General features: G+C 60.6%; 16 protein-coding genes, 2 tRNA genes and 1 pseudogene. 8 read left to right on the plus strand and 11 right to left on the minus strand.

What is annotated here, in order from left to right; translation table 11 throughout:
* From PMI12_RS29510 to PMI12_RS28920, 7 genes are all read right to left on the minus strand, one after another.
* Positions 1-291, minus strand: a 291-nt coding sequence (locus tag PMI12_RS29510) for a hypothetical protein (RefSeq protein ID WP_237726149.1), incomplete at its 3' end; no start/stop codon positions are given.
* 251 nt (positions 292-542) lie between these two features.
* Positions 543-929, minus strand: a complete 387-nt coding sequence (locus tag PMI12_RS21330; RefSeq protein ID WP_007836619.1) for a surface-adhesin E family protein — start codon at positions 927-929, stop codon at positions 543-545.
* A 279-nt stretch (positions 930-1208) separates the two neighbouring features.
* A complete protein-coding gene (locus tag PMI12_RS28910; RefSeq protein WP_157632261.1) occupies positions 1209-1598 on the minus strand; it encodes a hypothetical protein in 390 nt (129 codons plus the stop codon).
* A gap of 31 nt (positions 1599-1629) precedes the next feature.
* Positions 1630-1923, minus strand: coding sequence for a hypothetical protein (locus PMI12_RS21335; protein ID WP_007836620.1), 294 nt, complete (start codon positions 1921-1923; stop codon positions 1630-1632).
* Positions 1924-2394: 471 nt separating this feature from the next.
* Positions 2395-2982 (minus strand): suppressor of fused domain protein, encoded by a 588-nt coding sequence (locus PMI12_RS21345; RefSeq protein ID WP_007836623.1) that lies wholly within the window; start codon positions 2980-2982, stop codon positions 2395-2397.
* A gap of 99 nt (positions 2983-3081) precedes the next feature.
* A complete protein-coding gene (locus PMI12_RS28915; protein WP_157632262.1) occupies positions 3082-3369 on the minus strand; it encodes a DUF6794 domain-containing protein in 288 nt (95 codons plus the stop codon).
* Positions 3370-3609: 240 nt separating this feature from the next.
* Positions 3610-4140 (minus strand): hypothetical protein, encoded by a 531-nt coding sequence (locus PMI12_RS28920; RefSeq protein WP_157632263.1) that lies wholly within the window; start codon positions 4138-4140, stop codon positions 3610-3612.
* Between the two features lie 932 nt (positions 4141-5072).
* Here PMI12_RS28920 and PMI12_RS21350 point away from each other — a divergent pair.
* The 4 genes and pseudogenes from PMI12_RS21350 to PMI12_RS29515 all read left to right on the plus strand — a co-directional run bounded on the left by PMI12_RS21350 (position 5073) and on the right by PMI12_RS29515 (position 10358).
* Positions 5073-7841, plus strand: coding sequence for a Mu transposase C-terminal domain-containing protein (locus PMI12_RS21350; RefSeq protein WP_081502694.1), 2769 nt, complete (start codon positions 5073-5075; stop codon positions 7839-7841).
* Positions 7838-8977: an ATP-binding protein gene (locus PMI12_RS21355; protein WP_007836627.1), complete on the plus strand. Its 1140-nt coding sequence runs from the start codon at positions 7838-7840 to the stop codon at positions 8975-8977. The genes PMI12_RS21350 and PMI12_RS21355 overlap by 4 nt, the downstream gene beginning before the upstream one ends.
* Positions 8970-9461 (plus strand): annotated as a pseudogene (locus tag PMI12_RS29675) (TniQ family protein); the annotation flags it as partial. The gene PMI12_RS21355 and the pseudogene PMI12_RS29675, both read left to right, overlap by 8 nt.
* A gap of 45 nt (positions 9462-9506) precedes the next feature.
* Positions 9507-10358 (plus strand): hypothetical protein, encoded by an 852-nt coding sequence (locus PMI12_RS29515; RefSeq protein ID WP_237726150.1) that lies wholly within the window; start codon positions 9507-9509, stop codon positions 10356-10358.
* A 128-nt stretch (positions 10359-10486) separates the two neighbouring features.
* On the opposite strand, the gene PMI12_RS21370 is transcribed toward PMI12_RS29515, so the two are convergent.
* Positions 10487-10563: transfer RNA gene (locus tag PMI12_RS21370), tRNA-Arg, on the minus strand.
* Between the two features lie 281 nt (positions 10564-10844).
* On the opposite strand from PMI12_RS21370, the gene PMI12_RS21375 reads away from it, so the two are divergent.
* Positions 10845-12179: a glycosyltransferase gene (locus PMI12_RS21375; RefSeq protein ID WP_007836631.1), complete on the plus strand. Its 1335-nt coding sequence runs from the start codon at positions 10845-10847 to the stop codon at positions 12177-12179.
* The gene (locus PMI12_RS21380) at positions 12179-13132 is read left to right on the plus strand and encodes a hypothetical protein (protein ID WP_443260864.1); all 954 of its coding nucleotides are present in this window, start codon (positions 12179-12181) and stop codon (positions 13130-13132) included. The genes PMI12_RS21375 and PMI12_RS21380 overlap by 1 nt, the downstream gene beginning before the upstream one ends.
* A gap of 111 nt (positions 13133-13243) precedes the next feature.
* Here PMI12_RS21380 and PMI12_RS21385 read toward each other — a convergent pair.
* From PMI12_RS21385 to PMI12_RS21395, 3 genes are all read right to left on the minus strand, one after another.
* Positions 13244-13320: transfer RNA gene (locus tag PMI12_RS21385), tRNA-Pro, on the minus strand.
* Between the two features lie 45 nt (positions 13321-13365).
* Positions 13366-14070 carry a glutathione binding-like protein gene (locus PMI12_RS21390; RefSeq protein ID WP_007836635.1) on the minus strand — a complete coding sequence of 235 codons (705 nt, stop codon included), beginning with the start codon at positions 14068-14070 and terminating at the stop codon, positions 13366-13368.
* 108 nt (positions 14071-14178) lie between these two features.
* A complete protein-coding gene (locus tag PMI12_RS21395) occupies positions 14179-15858 on the minus strand; it encodes an FAD-dependent oxidoreductase (RefSeq protein ID WP_007836637.1) in 1680 nt (559 codons plus the stop codon).
* A 138-nt stretch (positions 15859-15996) separates the two neighbouring features.
* Between PMI12_RS21395 and PMI12_RS21400 the strand changes: the two genes are divergently transcribed.
* Positions 15997-16875: a GNAT family N-acetyltransferase gene (locus PMI12_RS21400; RefSeq protein ID WP_007836639.1), complete on the plus strand. Its 879-nt coding sequence runs from the start codon at positions 15997-15999 to the stop codon at positions 16873-16875.
* Positions 16872-19193: a polyphosphate kinase 1 gene (gene ppk1, locus PMI12_RS21405; protein ID WP_007836641.1), complete on the plus strand. Its 2322-nt coding sequence runs from the start codon at positions 16872-16874 to the stop codon at positions 19191-19193. The genes PMI12_RS21400 and ppk1 overlap by 4 nt, the downstream gene beginning before the upstream one ends.
* Positions 19194-19212: the final 19 nt, after the last annotated feature.

The raw sequence follows: 19212 nt of genomic DNA on the forward strand, positions 1-19212 counted from the left end.
AATATGTGTTGGGCGGACGCATACGGACAAGCGAAATTTGCAACGTGAAAACACCCGGACGTCGCCGTCTGGAAGACTTTCTCGAAGTTCTCTCAATAGCCCATCCAGGTCATTCGGCAGAACTATCCCGACTTCCTCGAGGCCTTCAGGCGAGCGAGTCACATAGCTGCCCAGTAAGGAGCTTTGTGTCTCATCCACATGGTAGTCAATGACAAGCGCCATCCAGTCTGGCTCCAGAAGATGCGAGACCGAATCGAAAACTGCTTGAGGCAAGTGGGTTGGGTTCTTCATTTCGCGCCACAAAGAAGTCAGTCTTAATCTAGCCTCGGGATGTCCGGTCTTGGCTGTGTTGCGCCAGCATGACGAACGGCCGGTAGTGGCCGCATTGTGCCGGCACGGCGAACGGCCGGGTCTGGCCGGATTCTGCCGGAGGTCGCGATGGTCTGTCAGGGCGCCCAAAGCGACCAGGGGCCTTCTTAATCACGTTGACGGTTAGTGAGCGCTCGAGGTCATGTGGACATCATCTCTGTGCGGCGTACTGCTTACCTCATCGAGCAGAGCACCTTCTCGACAGTTTGCAAGACAGATTGGGGAACAACGGGGCGGCTCGGCTTGTCGCTGAAGTCGAGCATGTCTAGAGGCAGGCCAGTGCCCATCTTCTCCGTCATGATTACCAAGTATTGCATCGCAAGGGTGTCCTGCTTACAGTCAAAGTCCATGAAGACCTTATCGGACCAGTACGGCTTACCGTTGTATGACTGGACGGCCATGTGCTCACGCAGAGTCCAGGCCGAGACATGGCTACCTTTACTTTTGACCGAAGCCTTGTCGATGTAGACGGTGTGGTCGGCGCCCGTGGCGACGTGGGTCCATTCCGCGTGAGCCACGCTGCACATCACAACGCCCAGCACAAGAAGCAGTTTTTTCATTGATGGTTTTGGGTCATGAGCGTTGAAACTGAGGGGCGCGGTGAAGGTCGGCTTCCGGCCGCATTCTGCCTTCGCCCTACCGCGCCGCAACGAGGCAGCGCGCTTGGTCGTGGTCCCACGCTCCTCCGCGGTCCAAGCACTTGTCTATCGACACCTCTCGTGCAAGCCAGATTCCGGCGGCTGCGACGGCGGCCACAATAAGCAACAAGGCGATTCCGAAGCGAAGCCGGGTGGTCATGGGGAAGGTCTGCTCCTAGCCGTCTGCTGCTTAAACGGTTTTCACTCGACGCCGAGCGACTCGAGCACCTGCCCGCACTCCTTCTGAACCACGACCGCAGGCGAGCGATTGAGCTTGTCGACCGTCAGTCGGACAACGCTGTCGTAGTCGACACCTTGGCTCTTGCCCACAGCTTCTAGTGCCGTAGGGCCTCGCTCAAGTTGTGCTGCCCGACGTGTTTGCCATTTCGCAAAAGCGGGCGCAAACCTTTGCGCGAATCCCGGAAACCGATCCGAACAGACCGCCGAAGCTTCCCTCATTACAAGATAGTCAAGAAATACTCCGCCGTCAGCGAACTGCGTAGTTGCCGAATATCCGCTGCCGCTGATGACGAGCGCGCTCAGCGCCAGGACGCGCTTGACGTTTGCGAAGACTTTGTTCTTGGGAAGCATGATCGAAAGACTGGTCTTGGCCGATTTCGGGCTACGGCGTTCTCATCGCCATTACGCCCGCCACTACCTCCTCAAACACGCGGACGGACCGCACTTGCCCGTCATATTGATTCACACGGGTCTCCGTGAGCACCACCGCGTCCGTGGGCTGGTCCTTCGCGATGTACAGCTCGAAGACAACCTCGTCGTCCTCCCAGTGCGTTCCAAGCGTGAGCGCGACATCGTCGGGAATGGGCCCGAACGGCTCAAGCGCAGTTCGGGTTGCAAGCCGAGCCGCCTCCTGCAGGGTAGCCAACGGGATTTTTTGCGGTCTGGTGCTCGCCATATGGTCAGATTCTGCCGCACCGGCGAGTGACTGGTTTTGGCCGCATCCTGCCACACCTATGCCGCTGCTACCGGGAGGCCCAAACGACGAACTAGCTGATGTACCCGGCTTCTCTCAGATAGTGCGCAATCAGGGCATCTAGGTCCTCGTCCGAAACCTCAAACCCACTGTCCAGACTCGACCAACGGCGGATGGCGATGAAGGCGCCTGGACTAATGTTCGGGTACTCAAGCCCGACGATGCGGTCTAGCGCCCGAGCGTCGAGGGAGCCGTCGGCTTCCATCAATGACTTGAAGAGCGCCGAGGCAGGTCTTCCGGATACGAGAGACTCCAACATCTGCATCAACCTCAGAGAAAAGGGGCGAACAGCGCGGTCACTTCAAGGGGCCGTCGTTGGAAGGCAGACGCGAGTGACCGCTCCTGGCCGGCTTGTGCCGGCGGTCACACTCCTCTGGTGGGGGCGCCCCTAGTTCAAGCCTCGATTCTTCCATCTCTGTTCCAGTCCAGCACGTCCGTTTGGCTGTCCTCCCACACGGTCTGCAGTCTTTCGTAGCCATAGCTTGAAACAATGCGGCGTTCGGATTCGGAAATTGGGACCGCCAGCAGAGGATGGATGAGGAACTCGCCGACTGTAGCCTTGGTCATACGTGAGTCAGTCCACTGATACGGCGGGATGAAAAGCACATGGGGCAACGTCGTCTCTGGTAGGTAGAAGGTCACCATCTCCTCAAACACGACACCCGGCGACGGCCGCCACTTGTTCTTGAGAACATAGAAGGCGATGGTCGCCAACACGTTTGCGTCGTGCTGAGCGCGACCACGATGGTCCAACAATATCTCTGTACGCAGCTCCTTGTCAGCAATCGCGCTGATATTTACATCCATCAGCCCAACGGTCGACAGCAGCGTTCCTTCTGTGTCGGTGCTGTTGAAGATGAGAATTGAGTGACCCTTGGTGTCGTCGTGATAGTTCGTCACGGACCACTGTCCAGCGGTCGAATCCTGCAGATGGGAGACCCATGCTTTGTAGCGGGATGGTGGGGCAACGTCATTGGTCAAGCTAACTGCTCCAGCGGTTGAATGACGAGAGTGAAAGACCGGTTGTGGCCGCATCCGGCTTCATTCCTCTGCGGGCCAAGCCCTGCTCGCCGGGACGGTTTAGGCCCTTGAGCGCGCATCATGCCAAAGTGCATCGATAAGTGCAGCCGAAGCGGTGTCGCCGTCAACTGCGAGGCGGTGAGGCATCTTGGCGTTAATGTCGTTGAATAGCGCTTCGGCTCCTGCTGTCCAAAGTCCAAACTCTCCTCTGAGCTGGTGGCCGAGCGTCATATGCAGTCGCCAACCGGCTTCAGCTAGCGAAAGGGTTCGAAGCGCGTCCTTGTCATCGGCGGACACGAGCGTCCGAGCCTTGGAGACAGCCTCTTCAAGCGTTGTTGGTGGGGTCATTTGTAGGTCGGCTTTTGGCCGATAGTACCTATTCGCGCGAGTCCGTCGAATGTCGGCATCCGCTGCGTTGCAGCCCTTCACGGGCGACGACAGACTCCTCGACGAGTGCCAAGGCTGCACATATTTAGCGCCTATAGGCTATTTCGACGGCCCCAGTTTGGCGGGCGGTATTTCCTATCCTGATAAGAAGGATTATCACGATAGCTGTATTTGCCCGCCGGGTTGAGAAAATCCACAAGCCTAAGGCCGTCTGCGTACTCGGCTTAGTCGGCCGGTACGAATTGCCTCCTCGATGCTTCTTGTGCTCTCCGGATTGCAGACTTTTCCAACACGCACGAGTTGTTGAAAGAGATGCCTCGTGCCTTGTTCCGCCCGGACTGAAACGATAGGCATAAGCGATTCGTCTATGGCCGCGAGAACCTGCGCGAAGCGCTCGGCCTGCTCCAGGCCTGCAGGTGTCAGTGAGTACCGTCGGTGGCGTTTATCGATCGGCGCCGTACTCGCGCCATCGTTGGTTAGTGTTGCCGGCAGCAGATGGCCGCTGTCCACCAGTGCTTTGATGTCCTTCAAGGCGCGCGACGGTTCCCACATCAGCGCGGCACTGATCTGAGCTGGGAATGCGGTGGGAGGGTGTCGCGTGAATTGATGGAGCACTTGAAGCTTCGAAGCGCTGAGGGCGCCGATCTCGGCTCCTCGGATCAAGCTGCGTACCGATTCGCCGATCGCCAGCAGGCGAGCACTCAAGGGCTCTGTAGAGCGACGCTTCTGCATGGTTGAGCCAACCTCCTGCACGGTGCCGTCCCGATCCGGTGCGACCAGGCACGACCAGTCACAACAAATTAACACAATTTGATTTTTGCTGAAGTTTCCGTGATCGGGGAGTGTTGAGGGCGACTCTTCAGTCGCTGCTTTGCAGGTAAGCAGGGGGACGCGATCCCCTATGCCTGCGCGCGTGTTGCCGCGGAAAAAAGGACCACGCTCATGTCGTATGCATTGCGCGAAGCACTACTAGCACGGAGCAATTCCCGCACTTGTCAAGGCGAATTCGGGTCCCCATGATGAGGCATGCATTCACCACAACCTGGGCCCGGGTCGACAGCTACGACTCGTGCAGTCGACCAAGAAACGGGCTTCGAGTTGGTGGCTCGCCATCTGCTTGAGGTTCATGGTCCTTTGCTGAGTGTTGAAGCGCTCGCCCAGGTGCTCCGATATCCCTCGAAGGGGGCATTGGAGAGGAGTCTTCAGCGAGGCCATTTACCGCTCCCTCTGGTTCGGGTCCCACACCGCAGAGGAAGCTTCGCGTTGGCGACGGAGGTCGCCCGGTTTTTGATGTCTTTGGAGAGTTCGCGCCCGACTGAGAGCGATTTCGTCGAGGTCTTGGAGGGCGAGAAAGGAGCGCAAGGAACCAGTTGATCGAGGTAGCACATCCCCGAAAGCAGTAAACCCTCGCGAAGGCGGCAACCTAAGCGAGGGTCTCGGTGTCTGCGTTCCCAACTGGACTTACAGATACTCTACTGCGTTCTGCCTCAGACTTCAAGCCGTCATGAGGGGGGAGTGGCTTTGTCTTGCTCTTGTCGGGCTCTGTCGCTTCCTGTCGCGAAGAGATGGCCTTTGGTCGTCGTTTCGAGGCCGCAAGCAGCTGAGTCCGTCTGGTTCTTTGCGCATTGGAGCCCGCGAGGGCACTTTGATGCGACGAGGAAACCATGGAAGTATCTGATGTTGAAGTTCCAGACGATCTCACGCCCCAAGACCCGGAGAAGCCTCTTCGGGCAGGGCTGTCGAGCTTGATCCGTCGGGCGGCGGATGTCTGCAAGCTCTGTATTGAGGGGCTGCGCTATGTCGCCGCAACCATCGCAGACCCAGCTCGACGAGAGCGAAGTTCCGCGCGCCGAATGTCGGGGGCATTCCCCAGTAAGAAGAACGGCGTCACGGTGGGCTTCAAGACTCGTACGACAGAGTACGCGTTCATCCTGGCTGAGGAGATGTCGTCTCGGTCGATTGCCTATTTCAACGAGCCGCCGGGGATCAAGCTCAACTACATGTGCGCCAAGACGCACCGAATGAGGTCCTACTATCACCGACCAGACTTTCTGGTTGTCTATCCCGATTCATTTGAACTGGTTGACTGCATGACGGAGGCGGGCATTCTCGAGGCCGCCAGCAAGCAGCCGGAGCTCTATCAGCAGCGGCCGGATGGCTCGTGGCGCAGCCCTCCAAAGGAAGAAGCTGCGGAGAAGCTCGGTCTGAAGCATCGCATCGTCAGCAGTCGCGCGATACCGCCGATCCTGACGGCGAATCTGGGCTTCTTGATGGACTACGTGCGAGCGGGTGAGTACCACTGGAATGGAGTGGCGGTCAAAGCGATATCGGACTTCCTGCGCAAGAACGCGCGCGCCACGGTTGCGGAGATTCTGAAAGCACTGTCCGCGACAGCAGATGCCGATGATCTGTTCCGAGCAATTGCTCGTGGGCGGTTCAGTGTCGACCTCGAAAACGAACTCCTCGCCGAAGGCGAGCGGACTTACGTGTACTTCGACCGAGCGACGATGGATGCGTATCGTGTTGCGCGAATCGCGGCCACCAAGTCGAGTCGTAGCCTCATCGCGTCGATATTCGACCTGGCAACTGGGAGCTCACTCATATGGGACGACCGTGAATGGACCGTGCTCAACAGCGGCGCTTCCGAGTTCACGTTGTTGGATGAGGGGGGAACGCTGCAATCACTCTCTCGCGATGCGTTCGAGAAGCTGTTCAAGGCCGGCGCCATCCGGCCCAAGAACGGGAGTGAATTGGCAAAAGCGACGGGTTCTTCCGAGGCATACAAGCTCCTGTCGCAGGCAGCGCCGTCAGATCTTGCTCGTGCACTGGCTGCGCACCGCCAGATTGCGCCTTTCTTGAATGGAACTTCGAAGGTTCCTGCTTCTCGCACTGAACGGCGAAAAATCGCCTGCTGGCGGTCTGCAGAGGCCAAATATGGAAATGGCTTTGTCGGGATCATTCCGCACTACAAAGAATGTGGGAATCGAACTCCCAGGTTGGCGCGGGAGGTTCTGGAGGTCATTGAAGAGCAGGTCAAAGAGCACTACGCAACTCCTAAGCGCGTACGTGCACTCAGGCTGTTCGAGCGGATCCAGGAGGCCTGCACCACTAAGCACTTGCAGATCCCGTCATACGGATACATTGCCAGATTCGTCAAGCGCTTCCCTTATCAGATGAAGCTCGCGCGCGAGGGCGCGCGCGCGGCTTACAACCTGGAGCCGCGGGCGGAGCCGGACGGCGATACCGCGCCTCATGATGCGATGCGGGCGTTTGAGAAGGCCTATTTGGATCACACGGAAGTGGATCTTGAGCTTGTCTGTTCGAGGACGGGGAGGCCTCTCGGAAGGGTCTGGCTGACCCTCCTGGTGGATGATCTTACGGCGAAGATTCTTGCCTTCTACATCACATTTGCGCCACCGAGCTATCGCTCCGTTCTCATGGCGCTGCGCGATTGCGTAAGGCGCTGGGGGCGGCTGCCGGAGAGCATTGTCGTTGATGGTGGTCGTGAATTCCATTGCACTTGGTTCGAAGCCCTCGCCGCATTCTTCAGCGTGACCATCCTTCGCCGGCCCGCTGGCAAGGCTCGATTCGGATCTCGCGGGGAGCGAATGTTTGGGACTGCAAACTCCCAGTTCTTCCACACGCTACTCGCCAACACGCAGAACAGGCGGAACGTGCGTCAGCTGACTCCGGAGGTTGACCCGAAGCATTTTGCTGTGTGGACACTTCCTGCGCTCTGCACTGCATTCGAGACTTACGTCAACGAGTATCACGCGCTCGATCACAGGCGCCTGCTCGTTACGCCCAATGAAGCCCACGAGCAGGATGTACGCGTGCACGGGAGCCGACCCGAGCGGCGTATCGTCTACGACCAGGATTTCCTCGTGAGTACTTGCCCCACGACGAGGTCGGGCCGTGCCAAAGTGCAGCCGGACGGCGTCAAGATCAACTATCTGTACTACAACGCCCCGGGGCTTCGTGCCGTTCTCGGTAAGCGCGTCCCGGTGCGCTTCGATCCCATGGACATGAGCATTGCATATGCTCTTGTTGGTGGTTCATGGGTCACCTTGAAGTCCCGATTTGCAGCTGTTCTGACCAGGCGCACCGAGCGCGAATTAGCTCTCGCGCGCGAGGAATGGCTTCGGCGTCGCAGCCAAGTCGAAAAGGCCCGGCTCACCGAAACCGCATTCGTCAAGTTTTTGCTTGAGCTTGATGAAACCGAGGCGTTGCTGGTCGAGCAACTCCGTGCAAACGCGGAACGCGCTATCTTGGGCGCGGCTTCGCCGGGGGGCGACGACGACGAAGACGGTGGCGACGACGATGGCACGAACGACGACTCCGTAGACCCGGAGCCGGGGCCGGATGCACCGCTACCAGGAGCGCTCGAGAAGCTTACGGATGACGACCTTTTCCCAGTGGAGATTGAATCATGAGCAACTCAGATTTTTCTCGCGATGAAGAAGCCTACAAGGCACTCGGAGTTAAGCACGCTCTTCATGATGAAGCGCTGGACAAGATCAAGTTCTTGACACTTTTCTGTTCCAGCATCAACTTCATCATTCTTTCAGGACCGACTGGAGTCGGAAAGACCCACCTTCTGAAGCGCCTCGTTTTGGCCATCTGGGAGGCGTTTGCCACGCTTGTTCAAACGGTCCCCTCATGCGTACCTGTCCTGTTCACCACAGCGGTCGCGCACGGTGCACGCAGCTTTGATTTCAAGCGGCTCTATCGTGATGGCTTGATCGGGTTAGGGGACCTTTTTGTCGATCGCCGCATGGCTCATGGTGTCAGAAGGGCCGGTGACGTGGTCGTCGACAGGGTTTCGACGACAACTTCGGAGATGCGCTATGCGCTTGAATGCGAATTCCAGGAGCGCGGGACGAAGTTCTGGATCATCGACGAGGCGCAGCACATCCTTCTTGGGGGAAAGAGTGGTTCCGTTGTAGATCAATTTGATGTTCTCAAGTCGATCGCGCAAACCAGTGACATCAAGATCCTTCTATGTGGGACCTATCGACTGCCGGAGCTATTGCGCATATCCGGTCAAGTGATGCGTCGCAGTAGCACGGTTCAGTACAACTGCTATCGAAGCAATGTTGAGGAGGAACTGCGTCAGTTTGTAAGCGTCGCGAAGACGCTGATGTCGAAGTTGCCTGTGAATGGCTTTCCGGATGCTGCGGCCAATGCAGACCTTTTCTATGGAGGCTCGCTGGGGTGTGTAGGTGTTCTCAAGGATTGGATCGCACGAGCATGGGCTGCGGCTCACTTTGCAGGGAGGAGCGAAATCATCCTGGATGACTTTTTGTCTACGAAGATAGACAACGAGGCGCTTGAGCAGATGATCGACGAGATTGCTTGGGGCGATGCGGGTCATGGCAAGCTTGAATGGCGCCTCAACCGCAACGGCAAGGGAACTGCCAAAAATGTGTGTCGAAAGGGTAAGCAGGCGAAGGGATCAGCTCATCCTCGTCGCCCAGGAGAGCGGAACCCCACTAGGGACCGCGTCGGGCCGATGAAGCCCAAGACTGACGGGGCGGCGTCAGAAGGCGAGGAGAAGTCCGATGACTAAAAGTGCTCCTGCTTTGCGGCTTCCGATCGGCAAGCGCGCGGAGCCAGGCGAAGGCGAGAGTACGCCTGAGCCTACAAGGCTCTACAGCCTGAATCCTGAGGGGGCAGGGACACCGTTTGTCGAATCAATCGACAGCTATGCGTTTCGCTTGGTGGGGCGGCATCGGGTTCGACGATGCGTATTGGATGAGTTGATTCGCGGCTGCTTGCCTGAGGACATAGGTGGATTTGACCGGGTGGGAACAGTCGATGCTCCTACGACTCGAGGGCGCGACTATGCTCGGGCATTGGCAGATCTGACAGGGGTCCCCGCTGTCGCAGAACTCGGCCTTCATGCGTATGCCGGGACTCTATGCAGATATCGTGCCCTCAAGCCGATTCGGGCATGGTGTGGGCAATGCTTTCTGCAATCTCGAGAGGCCGGGCTGCCGGCTGTCTGGCCGCTGCTATGGGCATTGTCGACCACAGAGATCTGCCTAAAGCATACCGTCTACCTGCAGACTCAGTGCCTGAACTGCGGCGGCAGATTCTTGAGCAGTCGGCAATGGTGTGGGCCGCTTGACCATTGTCCTCAATGCGGCAGCGATCTTGCTGGTGCCTCGCCCGAGCAACTGGAGCATGCGAGTTTCCGGGCGAAGGAACGAAGCGAATCCGCGACATTTGATCGACTGTCCGTAGAACTCTCTGCCGAACTGGTGGCGTCGACACCCCGCGTCCTTCGCGAAGAACTGGCTCTTGAGGTCGGTATCGAGCCATTGTTGGAGCGAGTCGCTTCGTTGAGTATTGCCGACTCTGCGGGGGCTCTGGGGCGCCATGCTCGATTGCAGAAGTCAACGATGCACGATCTGCGCCACGGAAGGGGAGGGGCAAACCTCCCAAACTTGACCCGCTTGGCGATAGTCGCGCAGGTTTCCCTTGCGGGGGTGTTGGTTCCGACGCTTTGGAGGTTGAATCCCCCGGACGCTACTTGGGAAATGCAATTGCCACAGCCAAAACAACGTTGTCTGCGCGATTGGACTCGAATTCGCGCGGAGAGCGCCGGGATTGCCGCGGGACCGGAGGCGGCGTCACCGACGGCGATTGCGAAGCAGTTGAGCATCGATCCCCGGCTATTTCGGGAGCGAATGGGCGATCTCGCCCAGGAGATGAGGCGTCGCGCACAGGTGGAGCGGGCGCGCCGTGTTGAGGAACGGGTCGCACAGCTGACCCTACGCATCATGGAGCAGCGGAAAGCTCTTCTTGGCTCGGCCCAGCGACCATCCTGCCGGCGCATCGCCAACCAGATTCGGTTGTCACGCGACAACAAGATCTTCAAAATGAGCTGGAAGCGCAGTCTGCAACTTGCTGCGCGGCCCGCAGAAGTGCGGGCTGACGGCCAGTGAATAGAGCGGCACGCGCCGGTTTTGGGGATCTACGGTAGATTGGCCGAGAAAAAATCTACTCAATGCGCGCTGAATGGCCAGAGTTTGCCTCGAGTCACAACTTTGTGGGGGAACGTGGAGCAACAAAATGGCCTGCCCGGAGGGGATCGAACCCCCGACAACCTGCTTAGAAGGCAGGTGCTCTATCCAACTGAGCTACGGGCAGATTCCGGGCTGGAGGCAAGCCCGGAAAATCAACGACTTAGATGCTTTACCTTCAGTCGGCAGCGGCGGATTCTACCGAGTTCCGCGCCTTGACTTGCGGGGCGGGACCGTAGTTCGAAGCCGTGCGGGAGCCGAATCGGTTTTGATTCGGGGGGAAGTCTAATTTCGTAGTCAGGGAAGGCCTGACCGAATCCGCGTGGCGCCAAAGCTGCGCGAGTGGGTTGAACACACTGTTCAGCACGTTTCTTGAGCGTTACATTCCATGGAACTATCAAGGGCGATATGAACGAAGATGGTCAAAAAGCACTGCCATTGCTTTACCTGTCGGTTTCGGGGAAATTCCTTATCGCGTTAATTGGTGCCACCGCGTGGATGGGATTTTCAATATGGGCTGCGGAGGCGTGGCTGGCCGATTTGAAGAATTACCTCGGTGCCGTGCTGGCCATTTTCCTGGTATATGGCATTGCCATTATTCCGGGCTTCATGAATGCCTTCATGGCCATAAGCCTGCTGCTCGACAAGAGGCCGACGCATTCCCCGCTGTCTGTCTATCCACCGATTTCAATTCTGGTGGCCGCTTACAACGAGGAAGCCTCCATTGAGGAGACGCTTGCCAGCATCGGGCGCCAGAATTATCCCGGCGAACTGCAGGTTCTCGTGATCAATGACGGATCCACGGACAACACTTCTCTTGTCGTTCAGCGAATCAAGGATCAGTACCCCTGGCTCACCTTCGTTGATCTGAAAAAAAACGGAGGCAAAGCCCGGGCCTTGAATATCGGATTCAAGGAAGTCTTGCATGACCTGGTTGTTACCGTGGATGCCGACTCTTTTCTGTACCGAGGAGCGCTCGCCAGTATTGTCGAGCGTTACCGGGCCGATCCACCCAATACCCGGGCCGTCGCAGGAAAGATCCTGGTCCGGAACTCGAGGCAAAATTGGATTACCCGCTGCCAGGAATGGGACTATTTTCACGGTATCGCAGCAATCAAGCGGGTGCAATCGCTGTTCCAAGGCACATTGGTTGCGCAGGGTGCGTTTTCCATTTACGACCGGGCCGCGCTGATCGAGGTTGGAGGGTGGCCTGAGTGCGTGGGAGAGGACATCGTGCTGACGTGGGCCCTGCTGAAAGCCGGGTACCGGGTGGGTCACTGTGAGGATGCGTGCTTGTTTACCAATGTGCCCAGCACCGTCAGGCAGTTGGTCAAGCAGCGCCAGCGATGGGCACGCGGCATGACCGAGGCCTTTGTCAAGCACCCGGGAATCCTCTTCAAACCCAGGTTGTCGACATTTTTCATTTATTGGAACCTGGTATTTCCATGGCTGGATCTGGCATACACCATCGGATTCATTCCAGGAATCATATTCGCGCTTTTCGGTTATTACTGGATTGTGGGCGTAATGACGCTCGCGCTGATACCGGCGGCATTCGCGTTGAGTCTTCTGATGTTTTCGATCGAACGCAGAATGTTCAAGAAAACGGGCTTGGTCGTGCGAAAAAATATCCAGGGCTTCTTCGTTTATGTGCTCTTGTACAGCCTGCTGCTGCAGCCCGCCAGTATTCTCGGATATCTGGATGAGCTGTTCAGAAAGCCCAAGGCCTGGGGGACGAAATGATGGGGGCATTGAGATATTCCATTGCCGTCCTCTCTGGGGCCGTGGTGCTGGCTGGACCCTGTAAAGCCGACGAAGAAAAAGGCAAGGAAAAACCAAGCGACATGGCTTTTGGCACGGAATTTTTCCTGACCAGCGACAGCGACAATTTTCAATCGAGGAGGGTGTCGGCCGAATTCTTCCCCGCTTTCGAGAATGCCGATCGCTACCTGGGTTTTCGTCTCTCCGACTACCAATACAAGCAAAATAGCTGGCAAAGGGCCGGAAAGAAGATTTCATTTCTAGCCCGTTCGATCGAATCCAGGACTGGCGATGGAGGGGCCCTGGAGGCCGGCCTGTTTCAGCAGGGAGGACACACGCTGCTGACACTGGACGGCAGTTACCGCATGTCACCCACGAAGAGTACCGCGGTGGAGTTTCTCGTAACCCGCGACTGGGTGGAAACTCCGAAGTCCCTGGACCGCGGGATCGATTTTTCGTTTGTCGGGGTTGCCGTGGACCAGGGGCTGGGAAGCCATTTGACCCTGGTCGGACTGCTGGGGCAGCAATATTTTTCGGACGGCAACCGACGGGACCATGCCCGCCTGCGGCTGATCTATCAGCCGTCACTCGATCTGGGGCTGACCTTGCAGGCGCGCTATCGAACGTACCGAAGCACCCGTGAGGACGTGGACAGAGCCTATTTCAATCCGAAGAGCTACAGCGAGTCGATGCTGGCGATCGGCTGGCGGCACCGCTTCCAGGGATGGACGGCTTCCCTGACGGCGGGGCTTGGCAATGAGACGATCAATCACGATTTGAATCAACCAACGAGATTGTTCGACCTGAGCCTTCAAAGTCCGGTCAGGGGCTCGCAGGTATTTCGTTTTGGCGCGGGCTACAGCCGCAGCACTACCTTTTCGGGGCCCAGCTACCACTACCGATACCTGCGCGGCGAATGGGTGGTCCTTTTTTGAGCGCAAGGCCCGCACCCGAAGTGAACACTGCCGACGGCATACAGGGACACCATCACGCAGAAACGAAAATGCGGACAGCCACTTGAGTGACTGTCCGCATTGCGTTTTCTATGGTCGGGGCGAAAGGATTCGAACCTTCGACCCTCTGGTCCCAAACCAGATGCGCTACCAGGCTGCGCTACACCCCGACAAGCCTTTGATTCTAGCCCGGATATTGGCTCTTCTCGGACTTCTCAGCGTTTCTCGTACTGCGTCTTGCCAAAAAGAATCTCGCGCTCCTTGTCGCCGGTGATCGGCTGGCGCAGGTCGGCCAGCACTTTCACGCCGCGCTGCACGGCGGGCCGCGCAGCGATGCCGTCGAACCAGGCCTTCAGGTGCGGAAAGTCAGTGAGGGTGATGCCCTGGTTCTCCCAGCTGCGAAGCCATGGAAAGATTGCAATGTCGGCAATCGAATAGCTCTTGCCGGCAATGAACCTGTTTTTCGACAACTGCTTGTCGATCACGCCGTACAGGCGCTTGGCTTCGTTGCTGTACCGGTCGATGGCATAGGCGATCTTCTCGGGTGCGTACAGGCGGAAGTGGTGCGCCTGGCCGAGCATGGGGCCGACGCCGCCCATCTGGAACATAAGCCACTGCAGCACGTCGTAGCGTTCGCGATCGCCGGTAGGCAGAAACTTGCCGGTCTTGCCCGCAAGGTAGACGAGGATGGCGCCCGATTCGAAGAGCGAGATGGGCTTGCCATCGGGACCGTCGGGGTCGGTGATGGCGGGGATCTTGTTGTTCGGGCTGATCTGCAGGAACTCGGGCGCGAACTGATCTCCCTTGCCGATGTTCACGGGGTGCGCGTGGTACGGCAGGCCGCATTCCTCGAGCATGACGTGAACCTTGTGGCCGTTCGGCGTGGGCCAGGAATAGACCTCGATGGGTGATGCGGGCATATCTACTTGCACTCCGTGATGTGATGCGAGCCCGGCAGCATATACGCGGCCTTTCGAACGCGTGCGGGGCGCAAGTGTTTGGCCTGGCTTGGCGGATGGATGCGCGCCTCAAGCCACGGCCGAGGCCTGCGACAGGTGCTGATGGATCAGCGCGACCGCGGCCGCGCCTTCGCCGATGGCGCCGCCCACGCGCTTGACCGAACCCGATCGCACGTCGCCCACGGCGAATACGCCCGGCACGCTCGATTCGAGCGCCGCGGCCGGCCGCGCCGGAAAGCCGCTGCTCGCGGCGGCGCCGGTGAGCACGAAGCCGTGCTTGTCGACGGCCACCCCGCAGCCTTCGAGCCACGAGGCTTCGGGCTCGGCGCCAATGAACAGGAAGATGTTGCGCGCCGGGCAGTCATGTTCGGCGCCGCTGGTGTGACAGCGCCAGGTCGCTCCGGTGAGGCCTTCGTCGGAGTCGCCGTGCAGGCGCACGAGCTCGGTGTGAGGCTGCAGCGAGATGTTGGGTGTGGCCTCGATGCGATCGATCAGGTAGCGCGACATGCTGGCGGCCAGCGACGGGCCGCGCACGAGCACGTTGACCTTGGCCGCGTGGCGCGACAGGAACACCGCCGCCTGTCCCGCCGAGTTGCCGCCGCCCACCAGCGCCACCTCTTGCTGCGCGCAGATCTTCGCCTCGATGGCCGAGGCCCAGTACCAGATGCCGCGGCCTTCGAATTCGGCGAGACGCGGTACTTCGGGACGCCGGTAGCGCGCGCCGCTGGCAATGACGACGGTGCGCGCATGGATCGTGCGGCCATCGGCCAGCGCAACGGCCAGGCTGTCGAGGGCGTTGTCGCGCGAACAGTCGAGCGACACCACCTTGGCTGGAATCAGCATCTCGACGCCGAACTTCTGCGCCTGCACGAAAGCCCGGCCCGCCAGCGCTTGCCCCGAGATGCCGGTCGGGAAGCCCAGGTAGTTCTCGATGCGCGCGCTCGCGCCCGCCTGGCCGCCGAAGGCGCGGCAGTCGAGCACGATGACGCGCAGGCCTTCGGAGGCCGCATAGACGGCGGTGGCGAGCCCTGCCGGCCCGGCACCGACGACGGCCACGTCGAACAGCTCGTTGCGCTCGGCGGTGTCGACCATGCCCAGGCAGCGCGCGAGCGCGTCGTCAGCCGGGTTGACCAGCACCGAGCCGTCGGGGCACACGGCCAGCAGCTTGCTGGCGCCGTATTGCGCAAGCAGCGCGGCGGCGTCGGGGTCTTCGGCGGCGTCGACCAGGTGATATGGATAGCCGTTGCGGCGAAGAAAGTTCTCCAGCCGGGCCATGTCGGGCGACTGCGGCTGGCCGATCAGCACCGGGCCGCTGGCGCCTGACTCGATCAGCGCCACGCGCCGCAGGATCAGCGCGCGGGTGATGCGCTCGCCCAGGTCGGCTTCGGCCACGAGCAACGCGCGCAACTGCGCGGGGGAGACGAGCAGCGCCTCGACGTCTTCGTCGGCATGGCCATCGACCAGGGCGGGGCGGCCGCTCAACTGGCCGACTTCGGCCAGGAATTCGCCCGGCCCCTGCCGCACGATGGGCACGACGTGGCCGAGGCCGTCGCGCTGCGTGACGGCTACCACGCCCTTGAGCAGCACGAACATGCCGGGACCGGTTTCCCCGGCGGTGAAGAGCCGGCTGCCGCGCGCAAACTGCTGCACGGTGCCGAAGCGCGCAATGCGCGCAATCTCGGTGTCACTGAGGACAGGAAAAGTCTGGTGAAGGCGGTTGCTGTCGGTGCCGTTTGCGTCGAGGGCCATGTGGGGAAACTCCATGTCGCGAATCCACTGCATTAAACGACGAAGCGGCGCGGCGCAACATCGTCATGCGGCTGCAATCTTCCTGACACGCGCGCTTCATGGCAGGTGCGGAGACTCCCTCGGCAGAAAGGGTTCCCCATGAAAGAACTGCCCAACCCGACGTTTCCGCTTTCACAGATCGGGCTGCGCGCGGCCTTGTGGCCCGCTCCCGCGACCGGTGTGCCTGCCGTTGCCCGCACGTCGGTGCCCCAGGCGCCTGCTGTCATCCTGCCGCCGGTTGCCGATACCAAGCAAGGCATCACCGTGGGCTGGGCCCGTCACCTGGACGACGTGCGAGCTGCCCAGCGACTGCGCTACGACGTGTTCGTCGGCGAAATGGGCGCCCGGGTCTCCTCGCCGCTGGCCGGCCACGACATCGACCTGTTCGACGATTTCTGCGAACACCTGCTGGTGCGCGACGAGCTGACGCAGCAGGTCATCGGTACTTACCGCGTGCTCACGCCGGCCCAGGCCCGCCGCGTCGGCAGCACCTACAGCGACACCGAGTTCGACCTCACCCGGCTGCGCGACCTGCGCGAGCGCATGGTCGAGCTGGGCCGCAGCTGCGTGCATCCGGACCACCGCCAGGGCGGCGTGATCCTCGCGCTGTGGGGTGCACTGGCTGGCTTCATGCATCGCAACAAGCTCGACACGATGATCGGCTGCGCGAGCATTCCGATGTCACACAACGGTGTCACGAACGGCGACGCGGCGGCCAGCATCTGGCGCCAGGTGTCGGCCAAGCACATGGCGCCGATCCAGTACCAGGTGCAGCCCCGCCTGCCGCTGCCGGTCGAGCGTCTCGACAGCACGCTCGACGTGGAGCCGCCGGCGCTCATCAAGGGCTACCTGCGCCTGGGCGCCAAGGTGCTCGGCGCGCCGGCCTGGGACCCGGACTTCAACGCGGCCGACCTGCCGATGCTGATGCGCATCGACGATTTGCCGGCGCGCTACCGCAAGCATTTCCTGGGCGCATGAAGCCGGCGGCTGCCCCGTCCCACAACGGGTTGCCCGCCCTGTCTCCGGGCATGATGGAGCCCCACAAGACGGCGGCGGTGGCGTCACGAGAATGTCATGAGAGCGTCACAAATGACATCGACACTGTCATATTTCCGCCTACGTGTGCTCCCGTGCCGCTTGCTCCAGAATCAGTGCCCATGTCACTCGCCCCCGCAGACCGGTCGCCAGCCGTCGCGGCGCCCACGTTCACGCTGCTCGACCGCGACCACAGCATCCTGTCATTCAATGAACGGGTGCTCGACTGGGCCCATCGGCCCGAGGTGCCGCTGATCGAGCGGCTGCGCTACCTTTGCATCGTGTCTTCCAACCTCGATGAGTTCTTCGAGGTTCGCGCCGCGCCGCACCTGATCGCGGGCAGCGCCGGCGACCGCAAGGGCGTCTACACCGTCGAGTCGTTCGAGCGGCTGGCCGAAGCGGCACACAAGCTCGTGGCGCGCCAGTATGCGCTGTACAACGACGAGTTGATGCCGACCTTTGCCACGCACGGCATCCACATCATTTCGCACGGCGAGCGCAATCCGGCTCAGCGCAAGTGGGTCGGCGAATACTTCGAACGCGAGGTGCGCCCGCTGCTGATCCCGGTCGGGCTCGACCCGGCGCATCCGTTTCCGCAGGTGGCCAACAAGTCGCTCAACTTCATCGTGCGGCTGGGTGGCAAGGACGCGTTCGGGCGCGAGAACCCGATCCAGATCGTGAAGGTGCCTCGCGTGCTGCCGCGTCTGATCAAGATGCCGGCCAAGGTGTCGGACGGCAAGACGCTCTTCGTGGCGCTGTCGAGCGTGGTGCGTGCGCACCTTGCCAGCATGTTCCCGGGGCGGGAGGTGGGCGATTTTTCGCAGTTCCGCGTCACTCGGCATTCCGACCTGGCAGTGGACGAGGAAGACGTGAAGAACCTGCGCACCGCCTTGCGCCAGGGGCTGCAGCATCGCCACTACGGGCAGGCCGTGCGACTGGAGGTGTCGGCGAGCTGCGCCGAGTCGCTCGCGAGCTTTCTGCTGGCGCAGTTCAACCTGCCGCTGCAGTCCCTGTACCGCGTGCACGGGCCGGTCAACCTGGCACGGCTCACGCAATTGGCCGACTTGCTCGAGGAGCCGCAGTTGCGGTTTCCGCCATACCCGGCGTCGTACCCGGTCACGCTGTCGCCGGCGCAGTCGTTCTTCGAGCGACTGCAGCGCGGCGACGTCCTGATCCACCAGCCCTTCGAGAGCTTCGAGGGCGTGCTTGCGTTCCTTCGCGAAGCGGTGCTCGATCCGCATGTACTGGCGATCAAGCAGACCATCTATCGCACGGGTACCGATTCCGAACTGATGGACCTGTTGCGCGAAGCGGTGCGCCGCGGCAAGGAAGTCACGGTGGTGGTGGAGCTGAAGGCACGCTTCGACGAAGAGGCCAACATCAACTGGGCCGAGATGCTCGAGTCGATCGGCGCGCAGGTGGTGTACGGCGTGGTCGGCCTGAAGACCCACGCCAAGATGCTGCTGGTGACGCGGCGCGAGGGCAAGCAGATGCGCCGCTACGGCCATCTGTCCACGGGCAACTACAACCCGCGCACGGCCAGGCTCTACACCGACATCAGCCACCTCACGGCCGACCCGCTGCTGACGGCCGACATGGAAGCGGTCTTCGTGCACATGGCCAGCCAGAGCCGGCTGCCCAGACTCAACCGCATGTGGCTGGCGCCGTTCGACCTGCACAAGAACATCACGGCGCAGATCGATGCGTTGGGCATGGCCGCTGCGGCAGGCCACCCCACGCGCATCGTCGCCAAGATGAACGCGCTGACCGACGAGGAGATCATCGCCTCGCTGATCCGCGCGGGACAGAAGGGCGTGAAGATCGACCTGATCGTGCGCGGTGCGTGCACGCTGCCCGCGCAGGTGCCGGGGCTGACCGACAACATCCGCGTGCGCTCGGTGATCGGGCGCTTCCTGGAGCATTCGCGGGTCTTCTATTTCCGCAACGGCGAGGACGAGTCGCTGTACCTGTCGAGTGCCGACTGGATGAACCGCAACATGATGCGGCGTATCGAACTCGCTTGGCCCGTGACGGACGCCGCGCTGCGCCAGCGGCTGATCGACGAATGCCTGGTGGCCTATCTGCACGACGGGCGCGATGCCTGGGACCTGGGCGCAGACGGCATCTACACGCGCGTCGACCACGACACGCATCCGGGCGAGGACGGCGTGGCGCGCGCCATCGAGGCTCATGGTGCGCAGTCTGCGCTCATGAACCGCTATGCTTCACGAGGGCATCTGCGCGATGCATCCAGCAACTGACGCACGAAGGACCATGACC

This window comes from Variovorax sp. CF313 (assembly GCF_000282635.1).
In the GTDB taxonomy this organism is placed as follows: domain Bacteria; phylum Pseudomonadota; class Gammaproteobacteria; order Burkholderiales; family Burkholderiaceae_C; genus Variovorax.